At 66.9% G+C, this 14,537-nt stretch carries 22 protein-coding genes; 20 read left to right on the forward strand and 2 right to left on the reverse strand.

Annotated features, from left to right (window positions below):
• Window position 1: 1 nt before the first annotated feature.
• From TBU01S_RS00595 to TBU01S_RS00640, 11 genes are all read left to right on the forward strand, one after another.
• Window positions 2-277 (forward strand): hypothetical protein, encoded by a 276-nt coding sequence (locus tag TBU01S_RS00595; protein ID WP_068634697.1) that lies wholly within the window; start codon window positions 2-4, stop codon window positions 275-277.
• Entirely contained in the window at window positions 274-672 is a 399-nt protein-coding gene (locus TBU01S_RS00600; RefSeq protein WP_068634698.1) for a hypothetical protein, read from the forward strand. Before TBU01S_RS00595 ends, TBU01S_RS00600 begins: the two co-directional genes overlap by 4 nt.
• The gene (locus tag TBU01S_RS00605) at window positions 669-944 is read left to right on the forward strand and encodes a hypothetical protein (RefSeq protein ID WP_068634699.1); all 276 of its coding nucleotides are present in this window, start codon (window positions 669-671) and stop codon (window positions 942-944) included. The genes TBU01S_RS00600 and TBU01S_RS00605 overlap by 4 nt, the downstream gene beginning before the upstream one ends.
• 162 nt (window positions 945-1,106) lie before the next feature.
• Window positions 1,107-1,607: a DUF1804 family protein gene (locus TBU01S_RS00610; RefSeq protein ID WP_068634700.1), complete on the forward strand. Its 501-nt coding sequence runs from the start codon at window positions 1,107-1,109 to the stop codon at window positions 1,605-1,607.
• A gap of 87 nt (window positions 1,608-1,694) precedes the next feature.
• Complete coding sequence (terL, locus tag TBU01S_RS00615) at window positions 1,695-3,341, forward strand: phage terminase large subunit (RefSeq protein WP_068634701.1); 1,647 nt, start codon at window positions 1,695-1,697, stop codon at window positions 3,339-3,341.
• Window positions 3,341-3,586 carry a hypothetical protein gene (locus tag TBU01S_RS00620; RefSeq protein ID WP_174524487.1) on the forward strand — a complete coding sequence of 82 codons (246 nt, stop codon included), beginning with the start codon at window positions 3,341-3,343 and terminating at the stop codon, window positions 3,584-3,586. The genes terL and TBU01S_RS00620 overlap by 1 nt, the downstream gene beginning before the upstream one ends.
• The gene (locus tag TBU01S_RS00625; RefSeq protein WP_068634703.1) at window positions 3,586-3,780 is read left to right on the forward strand and encodes a hypothetical protein; all 195 of its coding nucleotides are present in this window, start codon (window positions 3,586-3,588) and stop codon (window positions 3,778-3,780) included. Before TBU01S_RS00620 ends, TBU01S_RS00625 begins: the two co-directional genes overlap by 1 nt.
• A complete protein-coding gene (locus TBU01S_RS23655) occupies window positions 3,777-3,950 on the forward strand; it encodes a hypothetical protein (protein ID WP_157659064.1) in 174 nt (57 codons plus the stop codon). Before TBU01S_RS00625 ends, TBU01S_RS23655 begins: the two co-directional genes overlap by 4 nt.
• Window positions 3,947-5,554, forward strand: a complete 1,608-nt coding sequence (locus tag TBU01S_RS00630) for a DUF935 domain-containing protein (RefSeq protein WP_068634704.1) — start codon at window positions 3,947-3,949, stop codon at window positions 5,552-5,554. The genes TBU01S_RS23655 and TBU01S_RS00630 overlap by 4 nt, the downstream gene beginning before the upstream one ends.
• A 24-nt stretch (window positions 5,555-5,578) precedes the next feature.
• Entirely contained in the window at window positions 5,579-6,367 is a 789-nt protein-coding gene (locus TBU01S_RS00635; protein WP_068634705.1) for a phage head morphogenesis protein, read from the forward strand.
• Window positions 6,364-6,879 carry a phage virion morphogenesis protein gene (locus TBU01S_RS00640; protein ID WP_068634706.1) on the forward strand — a complete coding sequence of 172 codons (516 nt, stop codon included), beginning with the start codon at window positions 6,364-6,366 and terminating at the stop codon, window positions 6,877-6,879. The genes TBU01S_RS00635 and TBU01S_RS00640 overlap by 4 nt, the downstream gene beginning before the upstream one ends.
• Before the next feature lie 82 nt (window positions 6,880-6,961).
• On the opposite strand, the gene TBU01S_RS00645 is transcribed toward TBU01S_RS00640, so the two are convergent.
• Window positions 6,962-7,522 (reverse strand): hypothetical protein, encoded by a 561-nt coding sequence (locus TBU01S_RS00645; RefSeq protein ID WP_068634707.1) that lies wholly within the window; start codon window positions 7,520-7,522, stop codon window positions 6,962-6,964.
• A complete protein-coding gene (locus TBU01S_RS00650; RefSeq protein WP_068634708.1) occupies window positions 7,519-7,773 on the reverse strand; it encodes a hypothetical protein in 255 nt (84 codons plus the stop codon). The genes TBU01S_RS00645 and TBU01S_RS00650 overlap by 4 nt, the downstream gene beginning before the upstream one ends.
• Before the next feature lie 408 nt (window positions 7,774-8,181).
• On the opposite strand from TBU01S_RS00650, the gene TBU01S_RS00655 reads away from it, so the two are divergent.
• From TBU01S_RS00655 to TBU01S_RS00695, 9 genes are all read left to right on the forward strand, one after another.
• A complete protein-coding gene (locus TBU01S_RS00655) occupies window positions 8,182-8,592 on the forward strand; it encodes a hypothetical protein (RefSeq protein ID WP_068634709.1) in 411 nt (136 codons plus the stop codon).
• A gap of 66 nt (window positions 8,593-8,658) precedes the next feature.
• Window positions 8,659-9,717 carry a phage protease gene (locus tag TBU01S_RS00660; protein WP_083953392.1) on the forward strand — a complete coding sequence of 353 codons (1,059 nt, stop codon included), beginning with the start codon at window positions 8,659-8,661 and terminating at the stop codon, window positions 9,715-9,717.
• 1 nt (window position 9,718) lies between these two features.
• Window positions 9,719-10,126: a hypothetical protein gene (locus tag TBU01S_RS00665; RefSeq protein ID WP_068634710.1), complete on the forward strand. Its 408-nt coding sequence runs from the start codon at window positions 9,719-9,721 to the stop codon at window positions 10,124-10,126.
• A 22-nt stretch (window positions 10,127-10,148) separates the two neighbouring features.
• A complete protein-coding gene (locus TBU01S_RS00670; RefSeq protein WP_068634711.1) occupies window positions 10,149-11,027 on the forward strand; it encodes a Mu-like prophage major head subunit gpT family protein in 879 nt (292 codons plus the stop codon).
• Between the two features lie 159 nt (window positions 11,028-11,186).
• On the forward strand, window positions 11,187-11,420 hold the full coding sequence (locus TBU01S_RS00675) for an HI1506-related protein (protein WP_068634712.1): 234 nt from the start codon (window positions 11,187-11,189) through the stop codon (window positions 11,418-11,420).
• Window positions 11,413-12,393, forward strand: coding sequence for a hypothetical protein (locus TBU01S_RS00680; RefSeq protein WP_068634713.1), 981 nt, complete (start codon window positions 11,413-11,415; stop codon window positions 12,391-12,393). Before TBU01S_RS00675 ends, TBU01S_RS00680 begins: the two co-directional genes overlap by 8 nt.
• Window positions 12,390-13,595 (forward strand): M14 family zinc carboxypeptidase, encoded by a 1,206-nt coding sequence (locus TBU01S_RS00685; protein WP_068634714.1) that lies wholly within the window; start codon window positions 12,390-12,392, stop codon window positions 13,593-13,595. The genes TBU01S_RS00680 and TBU01S_RS00685 overlap by 4 nt, the downstream gene beginning before the upstream one ends.
• A 66-nt stretch (window positions 13,596-13,661) precedes the next feature.
• Window positions 13,662-14,078 carry a gp436 family protein gene (locus TBU01S_RS00690; protein WP_068634715.1) on the forward strand — a complete coding sequence of 139 codons (417 nt, stop codon included), beginning with the start codon at window positions 13,662-13,664 and terminating at the stop codon, window positions 14,076-14,078.
• Window positions 14,075-14,530 (forward strand): phage tail terminator protein, encoded by a 456-nt coding sequence (locus tag TBU01S_RS00695; protein WP_068634716.1) that lies wholly within the window; start codon window positions 14,075-14,077, stop codon window positions 14,528-14,530. The genes TBU01S_RS00690 and TBU01S_RS00695 overlap by 4 nt, the downstream gene beginning before the upstream one ends.
• The last annotated feature ends 7 nt before the right edge of the window (window positions 14,531-14,537 follow it).

A 14,537-nucleotide genomic window follows, 5' to 3' on the forward strand; every position in this document is an offset into this window, starting at 1 on the left:
CATGGCCCTGCACATTGCCCTCGACCCCGTTCTGTATGTCGGCCGCGGCTACACCCAGCCCGACGGCTGGGCGCAGCAGGCGCCGTTCGAGCTGGTGTTCAGCGTGTTCATGCTTGGCGACGGCCGCGCGCGCGTGTTCGGCGCGCACGGCACGCTCGACAAACCCACGTTGCTCAACCTGGCCGCCGAACTGCGCAGGCTAGGGGTGCACACCGTGCTGATGCAGCGCCACGGCGTCGAGCGCGAAATCGACATCGCCACCCCGGAAACCGCATGATCATCGAAATCAACTACCTCACCATGATGCTGATCGCCGCCGTGCTGTCGGCACTGGGCGGCGTGCTGTGGGCCATGGGCCGCAGCCTGCTGCAGCAGTACGGCAACATGCTGCGCGACCAGCTCGCCGCCCACCGCGCAGACAGCCACGCGCGCCAGACCGACATCACCGACCGGCTCGACAAGATCGAGCACACCCTGGCCGACCACGCCACGCGCCTGGGCCGCGTCGACGCCGACCTGGCGCGCGTGCCCACGGACGAGGACCTGGAAAAAATCTACGCCCGCATCAACACCACGGCCAACGACCTGGCCGAGGTCAAGGGCAGCCTGCGCGGCATCGACCAGACGCTGCGCACGCTGATGAGCCGCATCACCGAAAGGGGGCTGCAATGAGCACCATCGCCCAGCGCGAAGCCGAGCGCATCCGCCGCCGCGCCATCCTGGCCCTGCTGTATTTCGCCGCCGGCCAGACCCTGAGCGCCCGCCGCCTGCGCGACGAGCTTGAAGCCACCCACGGCCAGGTCGCCACTGTCGACAAAGTGCGCGGCGACATCCTGTGGCTCGACGACGTCGGCCTGCTCGCCCGCGCCGGCGATGCCGCCACGCTGACCGAGCGCGGGCGGGATGTGGTCATGGATCGGGCGGCGATGCCGGGGGAGGCGTGATGTGGTTGCCGACATGGACCAACATACGGCGCACGCCTGGTGTGCTGCTCGTGCGCGCGCCGCTGCTCATGCTGCTGTGGAGTCTCCGCGGCATGGGTGAGTGGGCCGAGGGGGCATCTCACACCGTGGCTGCGGCCATCCCTGGCTGGGAGCGGGATGACGATGGCGCACCCTGACGAAACCCGCCGCGCCGTGCGCGCCGCGTTTGTCTTCGACCAGCTCGGGCTGGAAATCGCCGCCGTCAAGCACGACGTGCCCGTCGCCACCGCCCGCCGCTGGAAGAGCGAAGCCAAGCGCGCGGGCGATGACTGGGACAAGGCGCGCGGCGCCCAGATGATCGCCGGGGGCGGCATCGAGGACGTGGTGCGTCAGACGCTGGCTGTGGTGGTGCAGCAGGTGCAGGCCACGGTGGAAAGCATCCAGGCCGCCGAGGACATGGACCCGGCCACCAAGGTGCAGCTGCTCGCCAGCCTGGCCGACGCCTACAACAAGCTGATGGCCGTCTCCAAGCGGCTGATGCCCGAAACCGACAAGCTCGCCGTGGCCATGGACGTGATCCAGCGCCTGGGCGAATACGTCGCCAAGCGCAAGCCGGCGCTGGCGGGGGAGTTTGTCGAGCTGCTGGAGCCGTTCGGAGATGAGATTGCGAGGGCGTATGGATAAGCGCCGCCGCGCCGCGCTGCGCCGCCACATGGCGGAGTGCCCGTTTACGTCTGCACTTGGGCGCGCCCTGTGGCGTGCGTTGTTCTGATGACCACCAGCACCCGTAAATCCTTCCTCGCCGACCTCGCCAACCTCGCCGCCACCCTGCGCACGCGCATCGAGGCCGAGGTCACCGGCTTCGACCCGGACCCGGCGCAGTGCCAAAAGCGTCGCAAACAGGCGTGGGACGATTTCGAGTTTTTCATCGGCGCCTACTTCCCGCACTACGTGCGCAGCCCGCACAAGAGCGAGCTGCACCGTTACCTGTTCACCCGCCTGCCGGAGATCGTCGCCAGCCCCAAGGGTGAGACGGACGCGATTGCCGCGCCCCGCGGCGAGGCCAAATCCACGCTGGTGTCTCAGCTCTTTGTGCTGTGGTGCCTGGTCACTGCCCGCAAGCGCTACCCGGTTGTCGTCATGGACAGCATCGACCAGGCGTACCCGATGCTCGAAGCCATCAAGGCCGAGCTGGAATTCAACCCGCGCCTGCAGATGGACTTCCCCGAAGCCACCGGCCAGGGCCGCGTGTGGCAGGCCGGCACCATCGTCACCGCCAACAACGCCAAGGTGCAGGTGGCCGGCTCCGGCAAAAAGCTGCGCGGCCTGCGCCACGGCCCCTACCGGCCCGACTTGTGCGTGCTCGACGACATCGAGAACGATGAACAGGTGCGGAACCCCGACCAGCGCGACAAGCTGCATGGCTGGCTCACGAAGACGGTGCTGCCGCTGGGCGGTGCGGATGCCAAGTTCGACGTGGTGTATATCGGCACCATCCTGCACTACGACTCGGTGCTCTCGCGCACGCTGGCGAACACCATGTGGCGCACGGCGCGCTTCAAGGCGCTGCTGCAGTGGCCGGACAACATGACGCTGTGGGACCGCTGGGAAGAAATCCTGCGCAACCAGGGCATGGATGAAGCCGACGCCTTCTACCAGGCGCACGCCGCCGACATGGAACGCGGCGCCCGGGTGAGCTGGGCCGCGCGCCAGCTGCTGGCGCTGATGAAGATCCGCGCCCGCGACGGCCACGACACGTTCGACAGCGAGTACCAGAACGACCCCGTCGCCGGCGACAACGCCCCCTTCGCCGGCATCATCCAGTTCTGGGTCAATCGGCTGGCCGAGTGGGTCTTCTTCGGCGCCTGCGATCCCTCGCTCGGCAAGGCCGGCGCCAGCCGCGACCCGTCCGCGCTGCTGGTGGGCGGCCTCAACCGCCAGACCGGCGTGCTCGACGTGGTCGAGGCCGCCATCAAGAAGCGCCTGCCGGACCGCATCATCGAAGACGTGATCGCCTACCAGGCGGAATACCGCTGCCTGCTGTGGGTCATCGAAACGGTGCAGTTCCAGGCTTTCCTGTACAGCGAGCTGGTCAAGCGCGCCGCCGCGCGCGGCATCCCCGTGCCGGCGCGCGGCGTGCAGCCCATCAGCGACAAGCTGCTGCGCATCGAGTCTATCCAGCCCCACGTCAAGAACGGCCTGATCCGCCTGCACCCCAGCCAGACCACGCTGATCGACCAGCTCCGTCACTTCCCCAAGGCCGACCACGACGACGGCCCGGATGCGCTGCAGATGCTGTGGATGGCCGCTACCACCATGTGCGGCGGCGTGGAAGGCTTCCGCAGCCTGGGCCGGCACGGCGCCAGCCGGGGCAGCGGCGATGACTGGGGCGGGCGGGATTCGAGGAGGATGTTTTGATGAGCAGGGAAGTAACCGAGCGCGACTTCCGCATGCCCGAATTCCGGGATGCGGACCCGAAAGACTACGAGTTCCGGCGCGACGGGAAGGTCGTCCGCAAGGATCGGTGGGAGCGAGGCGTCCACAGCATCAGGTATGCCATTGGCGATGACCGCAATGAATTCGAGATTGAGGACATCGTGAATGCGGTCCGCGCGCTTGTCGCGGCTATTGCCCCGCCTCCCGAAGAAGAGGAAGAGATTTGATGCTCTATCGCAACCTGAAAACCGGCGCCGCCGTCCGCCTGCTGGCGCACGGTACCGACACCACCCCCGGCCGCGGCGCGGCGCTGGTTGCCATCTACTGCCCGGCCGACGATGAGCACACCGTCCACGTATGCGACCTCGACGCCTTTGAGGCCGGCTTCATCCCACTGCCCGCCGGGGAACTGTCGATATGAGCACCCCCGCCAGCCCGGCGCCGGCGTGCTGCCAGCGCTGCGTCCATCTCGTCACCCTGCACACCGCTGACACTGCCCGCACCGCCTGCCTGCGCGCGCTGCCGCTATCCGCTGCCTGCGGCTGGTGGCGGCCGCGCCAACCGAGCTTTGCCGATACCCGCCGCCCATGAAAATCCTCGACCAACACGGCAACCACATCGACACCGGCCTGCTGCGCGAGCCGCAGACCGCGCGTGTCGCCACGCTGGCGCATACCGTCATCCAGAGCCAGCTCGACGGCCTCACCCCGGCGCGCGCGGCGCGCATCCTGCGCCAGGCCGACGAGGGCGACATCATCGCCCAGCACCAGCTGTTCGACGACATGTACGACCGCGACGCGCACCTGCGCTGCGAGTTCGACAAGCGCGCCAGCGCGGCGGTGGGGCTGGACTGGAGCATCGAGCCGCCCAGTAACGCCAGCCGTGCCGAAAAAAAGGCCGCGGCGCGGGTCGAGGTCATGCTGCGCGATACCGTCGACGACCTGGAAGACGTCATCCTCAACATGATGGATGGCGTGGGCCACGGCTTTGCCGCCATCGAGCTGCAGTGGGAGCGCTGGGGCGACGACTGGATCCCCGCGTTTCACCCGCGCCCGCAGACCTGGTTCCGGCTGTCGCAGGACCGGCGCGCGCTGCGGCTCAACGACGGCAGCCCGGACGGCAGCGAGCCGCTCAGCATGGGCTGGATCATGCACCAGCACACCAAGGTCAAGACGGGCTACCTGGGCCGCATGGGGCTACACCGCGTGCTGGTGTGGCCGTTTTTGTACAAAGCGTATTCGATCGGCGATTTTGCCGAGTTCCTGGAAACCTACGGCCTGCCCATCATCGTCGGCAAATACATGGCCGGCGCCAGCGCGGAGGAAAAGTCCAGCCTGATGCGGGCGGTGTCGGCCCTGGGCCACGACGCCCGCGCCATCATGCCCGACGGCATGAGCCTGGAGATCCAGAAGATCACCGGCGGCGGCGAGGGCAGCCACCACTTGAACATGGTGCAGTGGGCCGACGGCGCGCAGAGCAAGGCCATCCTGGGCCAAGTGCTCAGCGCCGAGGCCAAGGCTACCGGCCTGGGTAGCGGCGTGGCCGACCTGCATGCCGATGTGCGGCGCGACATCCTGTTGTCCGACGCGCGCCAGCTCGCCGGCACGCTGACGCGCGACCTGGTGTATCCGCTGCTCGTGCTCAACGGCGGCGGCATCGACAGCTACCGCCGCTGCCCGCGCTTTGTGTTCGACCTGGGCCAGGCCGAGGACATGGCCGCCTACGCCACCGCGCTACCCGCGCTGGCGCGCGGCGGCGCCCGCATCCCGGTGAGCTGGGTGCACGAAAAACTGCGCATCCCCGAAGCGGCCGAGGGCGAGCCGGTGTTTACCGACAGCGCCCCGGCCGCCCCGCCGGCAGACCCGGCCGGCCCCGACGTGCCGCCCGCCCCCGCGGCCGCATTGCGCGGCGCGTGGCGCCAGGTGGCCGCACTGGCCGCGGGCACCGCGCGCCCCACGCCCGACGCCGCGGACCTCGCCACGCCCGCGCTGGGCGCCCAGGCCGAGGCCAGCATCCTGGCCTGGCTTGAGCAGATCCAGGCCATGCTCGACCAGGCGGAGAGCCTGGAGGCGTTCCGCGAGCAGCTGCTGGCCCGCTACGCGGACCTGCCGCAGGTCGATCTGGTGCAGGTGCTGGCCTCGGCCCTGGCCGTCGCCGAACTGGCCGGGCGCAGCGAGGTTGAAGATGGCCGCTGACGCTCGGCCAGCGAGGGCTTGACGATGGACCGCACGCGCTTCGAGGCCGCTTTCGCGCTGCCCTTCGTCGAGCAGATCGCGTTTTTCCGCGCCAAGCTCAACCTGCCCACAGGCCGCTGGGACGACATCTGGCAAGCGGCGCACGACCGCGCGTTTGTCGTGGCCGGCGCCACCGCGGCCGACTTGCTCGATGACCTGCGCACGGCCATCGACAAGGCCATCGCCACCGGCACCAGCCTGGAGACGTTCCGCAAGGATTTCCGCCGCATCGTTGCCGAGCGCGGCTGGACTGGCTGGACCGGCGAGGGCACCCGCGCCGGCCAGGCCTGGCGCACCCGCGTCATCTACGAGACCAACCTGCGCACCAGCTACGCCGCCGGCCGCTGGGCGCAACTGACCAACCACCAGTTGCTCGCCGTGCGCCCGTACTGGCGCTATGTACACAGCGACAGCGTCGCCAACCCGCGCCCGCTGCACAAACTGTGGGGCGACCGCCGGCTGACGCTGCACCACACGCACCCGTTTTGGCGGCAGTTTTTCCCGCCAAACGGCTGGGGCTGCCGCTGCTATGTCGTGGCCGTGGCCGCACCGCGCCCGGGCGACATGACCGACCTTGGCGATGGCTGGGAGCTGGTCTTGCCCGCCACCGGCGCCCCGGCCGGCATCGACAAGGGCTGGGCCTACGCGCCCGGCGCCAGCGCGGCCGACGCGCTGCGCCAGCTCATCGACACCAAGGCCGCGGCGCTGCCCGCACCGCTGGCCGACGCCTTCCGCCAGGCCGTGGTCACGCTGCCGCCGGCGCCGCAGTCATGACCGACCGCATCACCGTCGAGCTGGACATCGCCCCGGTCGTCGCCCGGCTCGATGCGCTGCTGCGGCAACTCGGCCCCGGCGGGCTGGACGCGCCGCTGCGCGAGATGGGCGAAGACCTGGTGGAATCCATCAAGCGCCGCTTCGAGACCAGCACCGGCCCCGACGGCACGCGCTGGGCGCCCAACAGCATGGCGACGATCATGGGCTACCTGGAGCAGACCAGCGGCAACTACCGCAAGGATGGCCGGCTGTCGAAAAAGGGCGCCGGCCGGGCGATGAGTAAAAAGCCATTGGTCGCCAGCGGCATCCTGCAGGGCACCATTCGTTACGAGGTTGCCGGCGACAGCCTGTTCGTCGGCACCAACCGCTTTGCGGGCGACTGGGATGGCGGCGCGGCCGTGCTGCACTTCGGTAGCAAAGACGGCAGCATCCCGGGGCGGCCGTTCCTGGGCGCGGACGAAGAGGACGTGCAGCGGATGCTGGATGTGTTGGAGCGGTATTTTTCCGGGTGATGTAAAAAAGGCCCGTAGCGGGCCTTTTGATGTGCGGGTAGGGGTAGGTATCACCTTGAGGGTGTTTTCCTCTCCTGCCGCGTTACTGGGAGTTACTGTTTGACTTCTGCGCGGGAGTGTCGGCGGTAAAGAACTGGTACGGGTCTGCAAACCCATACGCACCGAGCGCGAGCACTTGGCGCATGACCGTCGTTTCCTGGTTGTGGGTGCCGGCAGTCATGATCGGCCCGAATAGCACCTCTTTCTCCCAGACCGTCTTCGCAATACCGAGAGACAGCATCCATTCATGATCCAGCCGGGACGAAGTTACAGGCGCAGGGGTGCGGCCTGGATTCTTCGGCCGCCAGCTGTTGCCGGCGCCCCACAGGTTGCGCGTATCCCCCAAGTCGCGGCCGAGCACCAGCGAGACAGCCGTTTCCGCCAGCAGCCGCTGCGGCCGGGTCAGCGACTTCACCGGCACGCCGACCATCAGTCGCAAGGGCATGTCGGTAGTGATGTTGAGCGCGCTCATGAATTGCGGTTTTTTGCCCTCCCCCGCGTAGATCGCAGCCCCGAACGCTCTGATGAACCGGGGGATGTCAGGATGGTTGTGGTCGCCATCGAAGAGCGCGGCAACGGAGAGGCAGGCGATTCGTTCGCTCACGGCAGCGCTCCTTTACGGTCGCAATGGGGGTAAAGCGCGTCGAGGTGCCGGCGGGCATCGTCCAGGCAGACAGCCACGGCACCGATCAGGTCGCCCAGGTGATCGATCTGCTTATTGAGCACGGGGTCGCGTGTGCATGGCAAGAAATCGGTCAGCGCCGAAGCCACCGCGCGGGCAGCGCTGATGCTGGCGCACGTGTCGTACCAGATGTTTGAAGGGAGAAGGGGCGTTGCAGGCGCGCTTTGGCTCATGATGAACCTCCGTAGGATGCGGTTGTATTCCCGCCACCCCCTGCCAAGAGGGCGGACGGAACCGGGCGAGGTTGGCAGACCGGCCCTACGGAGCCGGCACGCCCGAAGGCGTCCCCGCTCGGCCCGCCCATTGACATCATAATCAGGCGTGCGAGCGCTGCGCACAAAAAAGCCGCTTCCTGATGAAAAGGATTGCGGCGTTCATGCGCCGTAGAGTTCCGAGCTGCCAAGCTCGTGCTGCCGTTGGTGCGGCAGCGATTGGATTTTGCGCGCTATTTGGCACAAGAGCAAGCCGTCGAATAAAATTGAATCCCAGAGTCATTTTGCATCTCGCTCGGCTCGGGTCTGCCGTCGCCTGCCGTCAGGCTGCTGGCAACAAAATCACATGCCTTGATATTTGGAGGAAGGATGGCAGCGCAGCCCATTAAATGCATAGGCGGAGACTACATCGGCAATGGAAGTATCCATTTTGGCGTTCTGTGGCTTGGCCCCAAAGCGGACAAGTTCCAGGGCTTCAGCTTCTCCATGCCCAAGCAAAGATACGCTCCATCTGATGTCGTGAAGCTCACCGAGATGGGGCAAGAGCAGGTCAAGTCTTTTCTCGGGGCATCTGTTGCAGCCGGTGCAGGCGCTTTGCTGCTCGGTGGCATTGGCCTGGTCGCCGGCGCGCTTGCCGGTGGAAATAAGCATAATGCGCTCGTAGCGGTCGAGTTCGCTGACGGCAAGAAGGCCGCGTTCTCAATTGACCCAGGCAATAAGCCTTATATCTGCTTCAAACTGTACGCGCTTGAGAGGGGGCTGGTGGAGCATGAATTCTAGGCTGTCATCGCCCTCCGAATAGTTTCACCCCCCGCCTGACCCCGCCCGGCGCCGATCATCGGCGCCATGGATCACACAGTCCGCGTCGCCCTCTCTGCTGCCTCCCATCCCGCCTTGGCCGTTTGCACGCTGCGCGTGTATCCGGGGCAGGAATACATCCGCCTGATTCCGGACGGTGAATTCCACGCCCCGCGCGGGGCGATGGAAGGCGCCGGGCCGTGGCGGCTTACGCCGCAGTCTGCGGCGCGTGTCATTGCCGCAAACCGCAACCGGTCGGCGGACATCCTCATCGACTTCGAGCACCAGGCGCTGCTCAGCGAGCGCAACGGCCAGCGCGTGATCGCCGCGGGCTGGGTCGATCCGCGCTCGCTGGAATACCGCCCCGATGGCGCCGAGCCCGGCCTGTACGGCCGCGTCAAGTGGGTGGGCGACACGGCCGAGCTGCTCGAAGCGGACCTGTTGCGTTACCTCTCCCCGGTTTTTCCTGCGGACCCCGACACCGGGGAGCCGCTCGATCTGTACCACGCTGCGCTGACCAATGTGCCCGCCATCGACGAGCCCATCAGCGCGGCGCTGTCCGCGCGTTATCGCCCCCACACCACACAGGAGGATCCCCAGATGGACCTGCTCAAAAAGCTGCTTGCCGCGCTCGGTCTGCCCGAAGCGACGAGCGAAACCGATGCCCTGGCCGGCGTCGCCGCACTGAAGGCCAAGGCCGACACCGGCCAGGCCGAACTTGCGGCGCTGAAGGCCGCCCCGCCGGCCACGCCGGACCCGGCCAAGTTCGTGCCGGTCGAAACCATGCAGGCCATGCAGTTGCAGATCGCCGCGCTGTCGGCGCGCGTCAATGACGACGAGTCCGGCCGGCTGATCGACGGGGCCATGGCCGAAGGCAAGCTCACCGAGGCCCAGCGCCAGTGGGCGGCGGACCTGGGCAAGAAGGACATCGCCGCGCTGCGCGCCTACGTTGCCAGCGCGCCCGCCATTGCGGCGCTGAAGGGCATGCAGACCGACGGCAAGGACATGGGCAAGCCGGTGGCCGGCAAGCTGACTGACAGCGAGCTGGCCGTGTGCAAGGCCATGGGCATCTCTGCCGATGAATTCCTGAAGCACAAGGGAGCGTGACATGGCCGCGCAGACTGCAGACCGCAACACTCCGTACCGCACGGCGGAGGACTTCGAATTCCCCGTCGCGGCGGCAACCAAAATTTTCGGCGGCGCGCTGGTGTGCATCAACGCCAGCAGCCTGGCCACCAAGGGCGCCACCGCAACCGGGCTCAAGTGCGTGGGCATCGCCCGCGACGTGGCCGACAACTCGGCCGGCGCGGCCGGCGCCATCCGCGTCAAGGTGCGCCGCGGATGCTTCCGCTTTGCAAACAGTGCGGCGGCGGACCTGGTCGCGCTGGCCGACATCGGTGCCGATTGCTACGTCGTCGATGACCAGACCGTGGCGAAGACCAGCGCCAGCAACACTCGATCCATCGCCGGCAAGGTGCGCGACGTCGACGCCGACGGCGTGTGGGTCGAAATCTGATTCCTCCATTGGAGATACGTTAATGATCGTCAACCGCGAAAACCTCAATTCCGTCTACACCGGGTTCAAAACGGCGTTCTCTCAGGCGTTTTCTGGTGTGGCGCCGTCCTGGGGGAAGATCGCCACGCTGGTGCCCAGCGCCACCAAAACGGAGGATTACGCCTGGCTGGGCCAGTGGCCCCAGTTGCGCGAATGGATCGGCGACCGGCACATCAAGAACCTGCAGGCGTCCGGCTACCAGCTGACGAACAGGAAGTTCGAGAGCTCGGTGGGCGTGCCGCGTGACGACATCGAGGACGACACCTACGGCGTGCTGACGCCGCTGTTTGCCGAGATGGGCTATGCCGCAGCCTCTCACCCGGACGAGCTGGTCTTCGCGCTGCTGGCCGCGGGCCACACCACGCCATGCTACGACGGCCAGTACTTCTTCGACACCGACCATCCGGTTGGCAGTGGCGTCGTCAGCAACAACCTGGGCGGCTCCGGCACGCCATGGTTCCTGCTCGACAACAGCCGGCCGCTGAAGCCGCTGATCTTCCAGCGCCGCCGCGACTATGCGCTGAAGGCCATGACGGACGAGAAGGACGAGGCCGTCTTCATGCGCGACGAATACCGCTACGGCGTTGATGCGCGCTGCAATGTGGGGTTCGGCTTTTGGCAGATGGCAATGCGCAGCGCGCAGACGCTGGACGAGACAAACTACGCCGCCGCCCGCGTTGCGCTCATGAACATGAAGAGCGACGAGGGGCGCCCGCTGGGCGTCAAACCCGCGCTGCTGATCGTGCCGCCCAGCCTGGAGGGCGCTGCGCTGAAGTTGGTGCAGGCCGAAGCCAACGCCGCCGGCGCCAGCAACATCTACCGCAACACCGCCCAGGTGCTGGTCTGCCCCTGGTTGTCGTAACGCATACCTCCCCCCCCCCTGGGGCGTTGATCGCGGGCGGCTGGCAGCCGCTGCCCGCCGGGAGCCCAGTGACTGCCTTCGGCCGGAAACCTCGGGCAAGGGGTTGGATAACCGGCGACCTGGTTGGTTTAGCCCCTTGCACCAGACATGGAGCCCACGATGAGCAAGAAAGCCGTTACTGCCGTAGCCGAGATCGCCGTGCCCGAGCCGGCGCCCGAGGCAGCGGCGCCGGTCATGACGGTACGCTGCACGCGCCTGCGCGGGGTGTGGCGTGCCGGGCGGTTCTGGCCGCCGGAGGTTGTCCGGGTGTTTGCCGGCGATCTGAGCGATGAGCAGCTCGCGGCCGTGCGTGCAGAGCCGCTGCTGAGCGTGCGCGAGGTGGAGCATGAGTGAGGCGTTCCGGCGCAAACATCAGGCGCGGCAGTCGGCGGACTGGGCGCTGGATAACGATGGGTCGGTGATGGGGTTGATCGGGCCGGGCGAGCAGCTGCTGGTGCCGGTCGTTATGCCTGGCGAGGGCGGCGGCGGCGGCATCAGCTCGGACTCGGCCCTTGCGCTGCCGTTTGCGCTGCGGCAGGAGCCCAATAAAGGGTGGCCCATCGAGCGGCCGAATCACCCGGGGCCGTTGATCCTGATCGGCTGGGATGATCCCCCCGCGTGGACAGGGTCGCAGTACGACCAGTGGATCAAAATTCCCCGCGTGCATGTCCCCCTGGTCGAAACATTTGCGTCGCAACCCCTTGGCCCCGTGCCTGCAGATGAGTTTGCGCAATATTGGGCGGCTGCGTATGCGCCGGTGGAGATCGCCGAGCACCCCCTCTCCTCGGGGCGTGTCCTGCGGTTTGTCGGGCCGGGAGGTACTGCGCGCGGGGTGATTGTATTCGAGCGGCTCGGGGCTGAAACAGACCAGGATATGCTGGCGCGCGTCATCCGCCCGGCCCCCGCGAACCTGAACCAAAACGCAATCGGACTGATCGTCCGCGCCAGCAAAATAGGCACATCACGGGCAGGGTATTTACTCAATGTGCGTAGCACGAGCCCGGCTGAGATCACTCTCACGAAATTCCAGGGCAACGTCAGTACCACCCTGGCAACCCTCGTGCTCCCGTCTGAGCTGTCGTCTGCGGTCAAAGCGGCGGCGGCGGTCGTCATGATGCGCCTGCGGGCGGTTGGCTCCGAAATCACGGGGTCAATCTGGCTTGCTGGCGCGGACGAGAGTACAGCGTCGGTGCTCACAGCAACTGATAACGGTGTCGTGAGTGGGTATGCTGGTGTGACATCTGCCTCGGGAAATTATGAGGGGCTCGTGGACTATGTTGCCATTGCATACGGGGGTAATGTCGCACCCATTGGGGCCGGGGCATGAGCCTGCAAACTGCATTCGAGCTGGGGGGGTACGCCGAGTGGACGCCGCTGGCGGAGGAGATGGCGTATCTCGACGCTGTGGTCGCACTCGGCCCCCGGGTGCGCCTGCATACTGCGCAACTCAGTGCGGGGGGGCTCCCGGTGCGCGTTTTCGAGGTGTCGACGTCGCAGGACGCACCCAAGGGGGCCATGCTGCTAGTCGGTCAGCAGCATGGCCCAGAGGTTGCGGGGCGCGAGGCGTTGTTGGTGTTGTTGCGAGAGTGGGCAACGACCAGCGACCCGGCGGTGCTGGCATATCTCGACCAGCACCGCATCTACGTCATCCCGACCGCTAATCCAGACGGGCTCCCGAAGCCGGGTCTGCCCAACGGTACTCGGGGTAATGCAGATGGGGTGGATATAAACCGGGATCACTGCGCGCTGCTGTCCCCCGAGGGGCGTCTGATACAGCGGATGATTACGGAGCATCGCCCAGGAATCGTGATCGATTCGCACGAGCAGGCAGGTACCGCAGGAACCCGTATTGAGTACCTGCGCGGAGTTCACCCGATGGTGGCCCCTGAAATCGAGCGACTGCAAGCGCGGTTGGAGCAGGAATTGATTGCGATGGCAAACACATACCCCGGGTGGTCTGGGCGTCAATTTACACTGGCCCCCGACCCCAACCCTACCCTTGCCCGGACGGCTGTGCTGCGAAACGCTCTTGGGATTTTGATTGAGTCGTGCGGCCTGGACCCCACGCCCCGCGTGGATCGCTATCGGCTACAAAAAATGAGCTTTGAGCTTGTGCAGAGGTTTCATGCGCAGCATTCCGCCAGGATTGCTGCGGCATGTGATGCTGGCCGAGTGCGGGGAGTCGTACGAGCGGCCGATCCCGCCCGCATCTACGACTGGTGGACAGCGCAATCCCCTGCAACGCCCGGCGGTTACTTTGTAACGTCCGCACAATACGCCGATCATGGTTATGTATGGGACGCGTTCGGCATCGCCCCCGTGACAGTTGCCGGAGGCTACGAAATCGGCATTGACAGCGAATTCCCGCTGTTAGCGACGCTGCTCGACAGCCGATCGTACTCTCCGGCGTTTGTCGCCACTCCGCTTGCCGGTGCCACTTCCGATCTGCGTCTGATCAACCCCGGCACCGGCTGGGTGCCGTGCACTGCTCATGCGTTGATTGCCGGAGCCTGGCAGGCCCCAGAATAATTTCATCCCCCTGCCTCCACCGCCGCGCACCGATGATGACGCTATTCCGTCATCGGTGCGCGCGCCATGCCTTATTCGTCTCAATCAGATCTGATTGACCATTTCGGCCTCGACGAACTCGTCGAGCTGACCGACCGCGCCACGCCGCCGGCCGGGGTCATCGACGTTGATGTGCTCGCCCACGCCCAGGCGACGGCCGATGCCGAAATCGACGGCTACATCGGCCTGCGCTATCCGCTGCCGTTTGTCGTGATCCCGCCGCGCCTGCGGGATCTGGCGTGCGACATCACGCGCTACCACCTGTACATCCACGCAGCGCCCGAGCTGGTCATCGAGCGCTACAAGCGCGCCATCGCATTCCTGATTCTGGTTTCCGATGGCCGCGCCACGCTGGGCCTGGCCGAAGAAAGCGGCAGCGCCGGCATGGGGCTGGCTGAGATCAGCACCGGGCGGCGCCTGTTCGCGCGCGGAGACCGCCGGTGACCACGCTGCTGGACGACTGGCTGGCGCCGGGCGACCGCATCGTTACGCGCCTGGTTGAACAGGTGCCGGCGCTGCGCATGGTGGAAACCATGAGCACGCTGGCCGCCGATGCGATCGAGCAGCGCATCAAGGCGCAGGCGCCAGCCGCCATCGTCGTCTACATGGGCGATCGCATCGCCCCCGACCCCCGCGCCCCCCGTGTGAGCGCCGGCGCGCAGCGCTGGTGCGTGGTGCTGGCCGTGCGCAATGCGCGCGCGGGCGGCAATAACGCGGCGCTGTCCGGCGAGGCCGGCCCGCTGCTGCCGCTGATCCGCCACGCGCTGGCCGGCTGGATGCCGCTGGACGATGGCCGTCCGCTGCGCCCCACGGCCGGCATGGCGCCGGGCTTCGGCGTGGCGTTCGGCTACTACCCGCAGATGTTCGAGCTGGATTTTGTCACCGTGCCGCGCTGACGGCCGA

It is taken from the genome of Thauera butanivorans NBRC 103042 (assembly GCF_001591165.1).
GTDB classification, from domain to species: Bacteria; Pseudomonadota; Gammaproteobacteria; order Burkholderiales; family Rhodocyclaceae; genus Thauera; species Thauera butanivorans.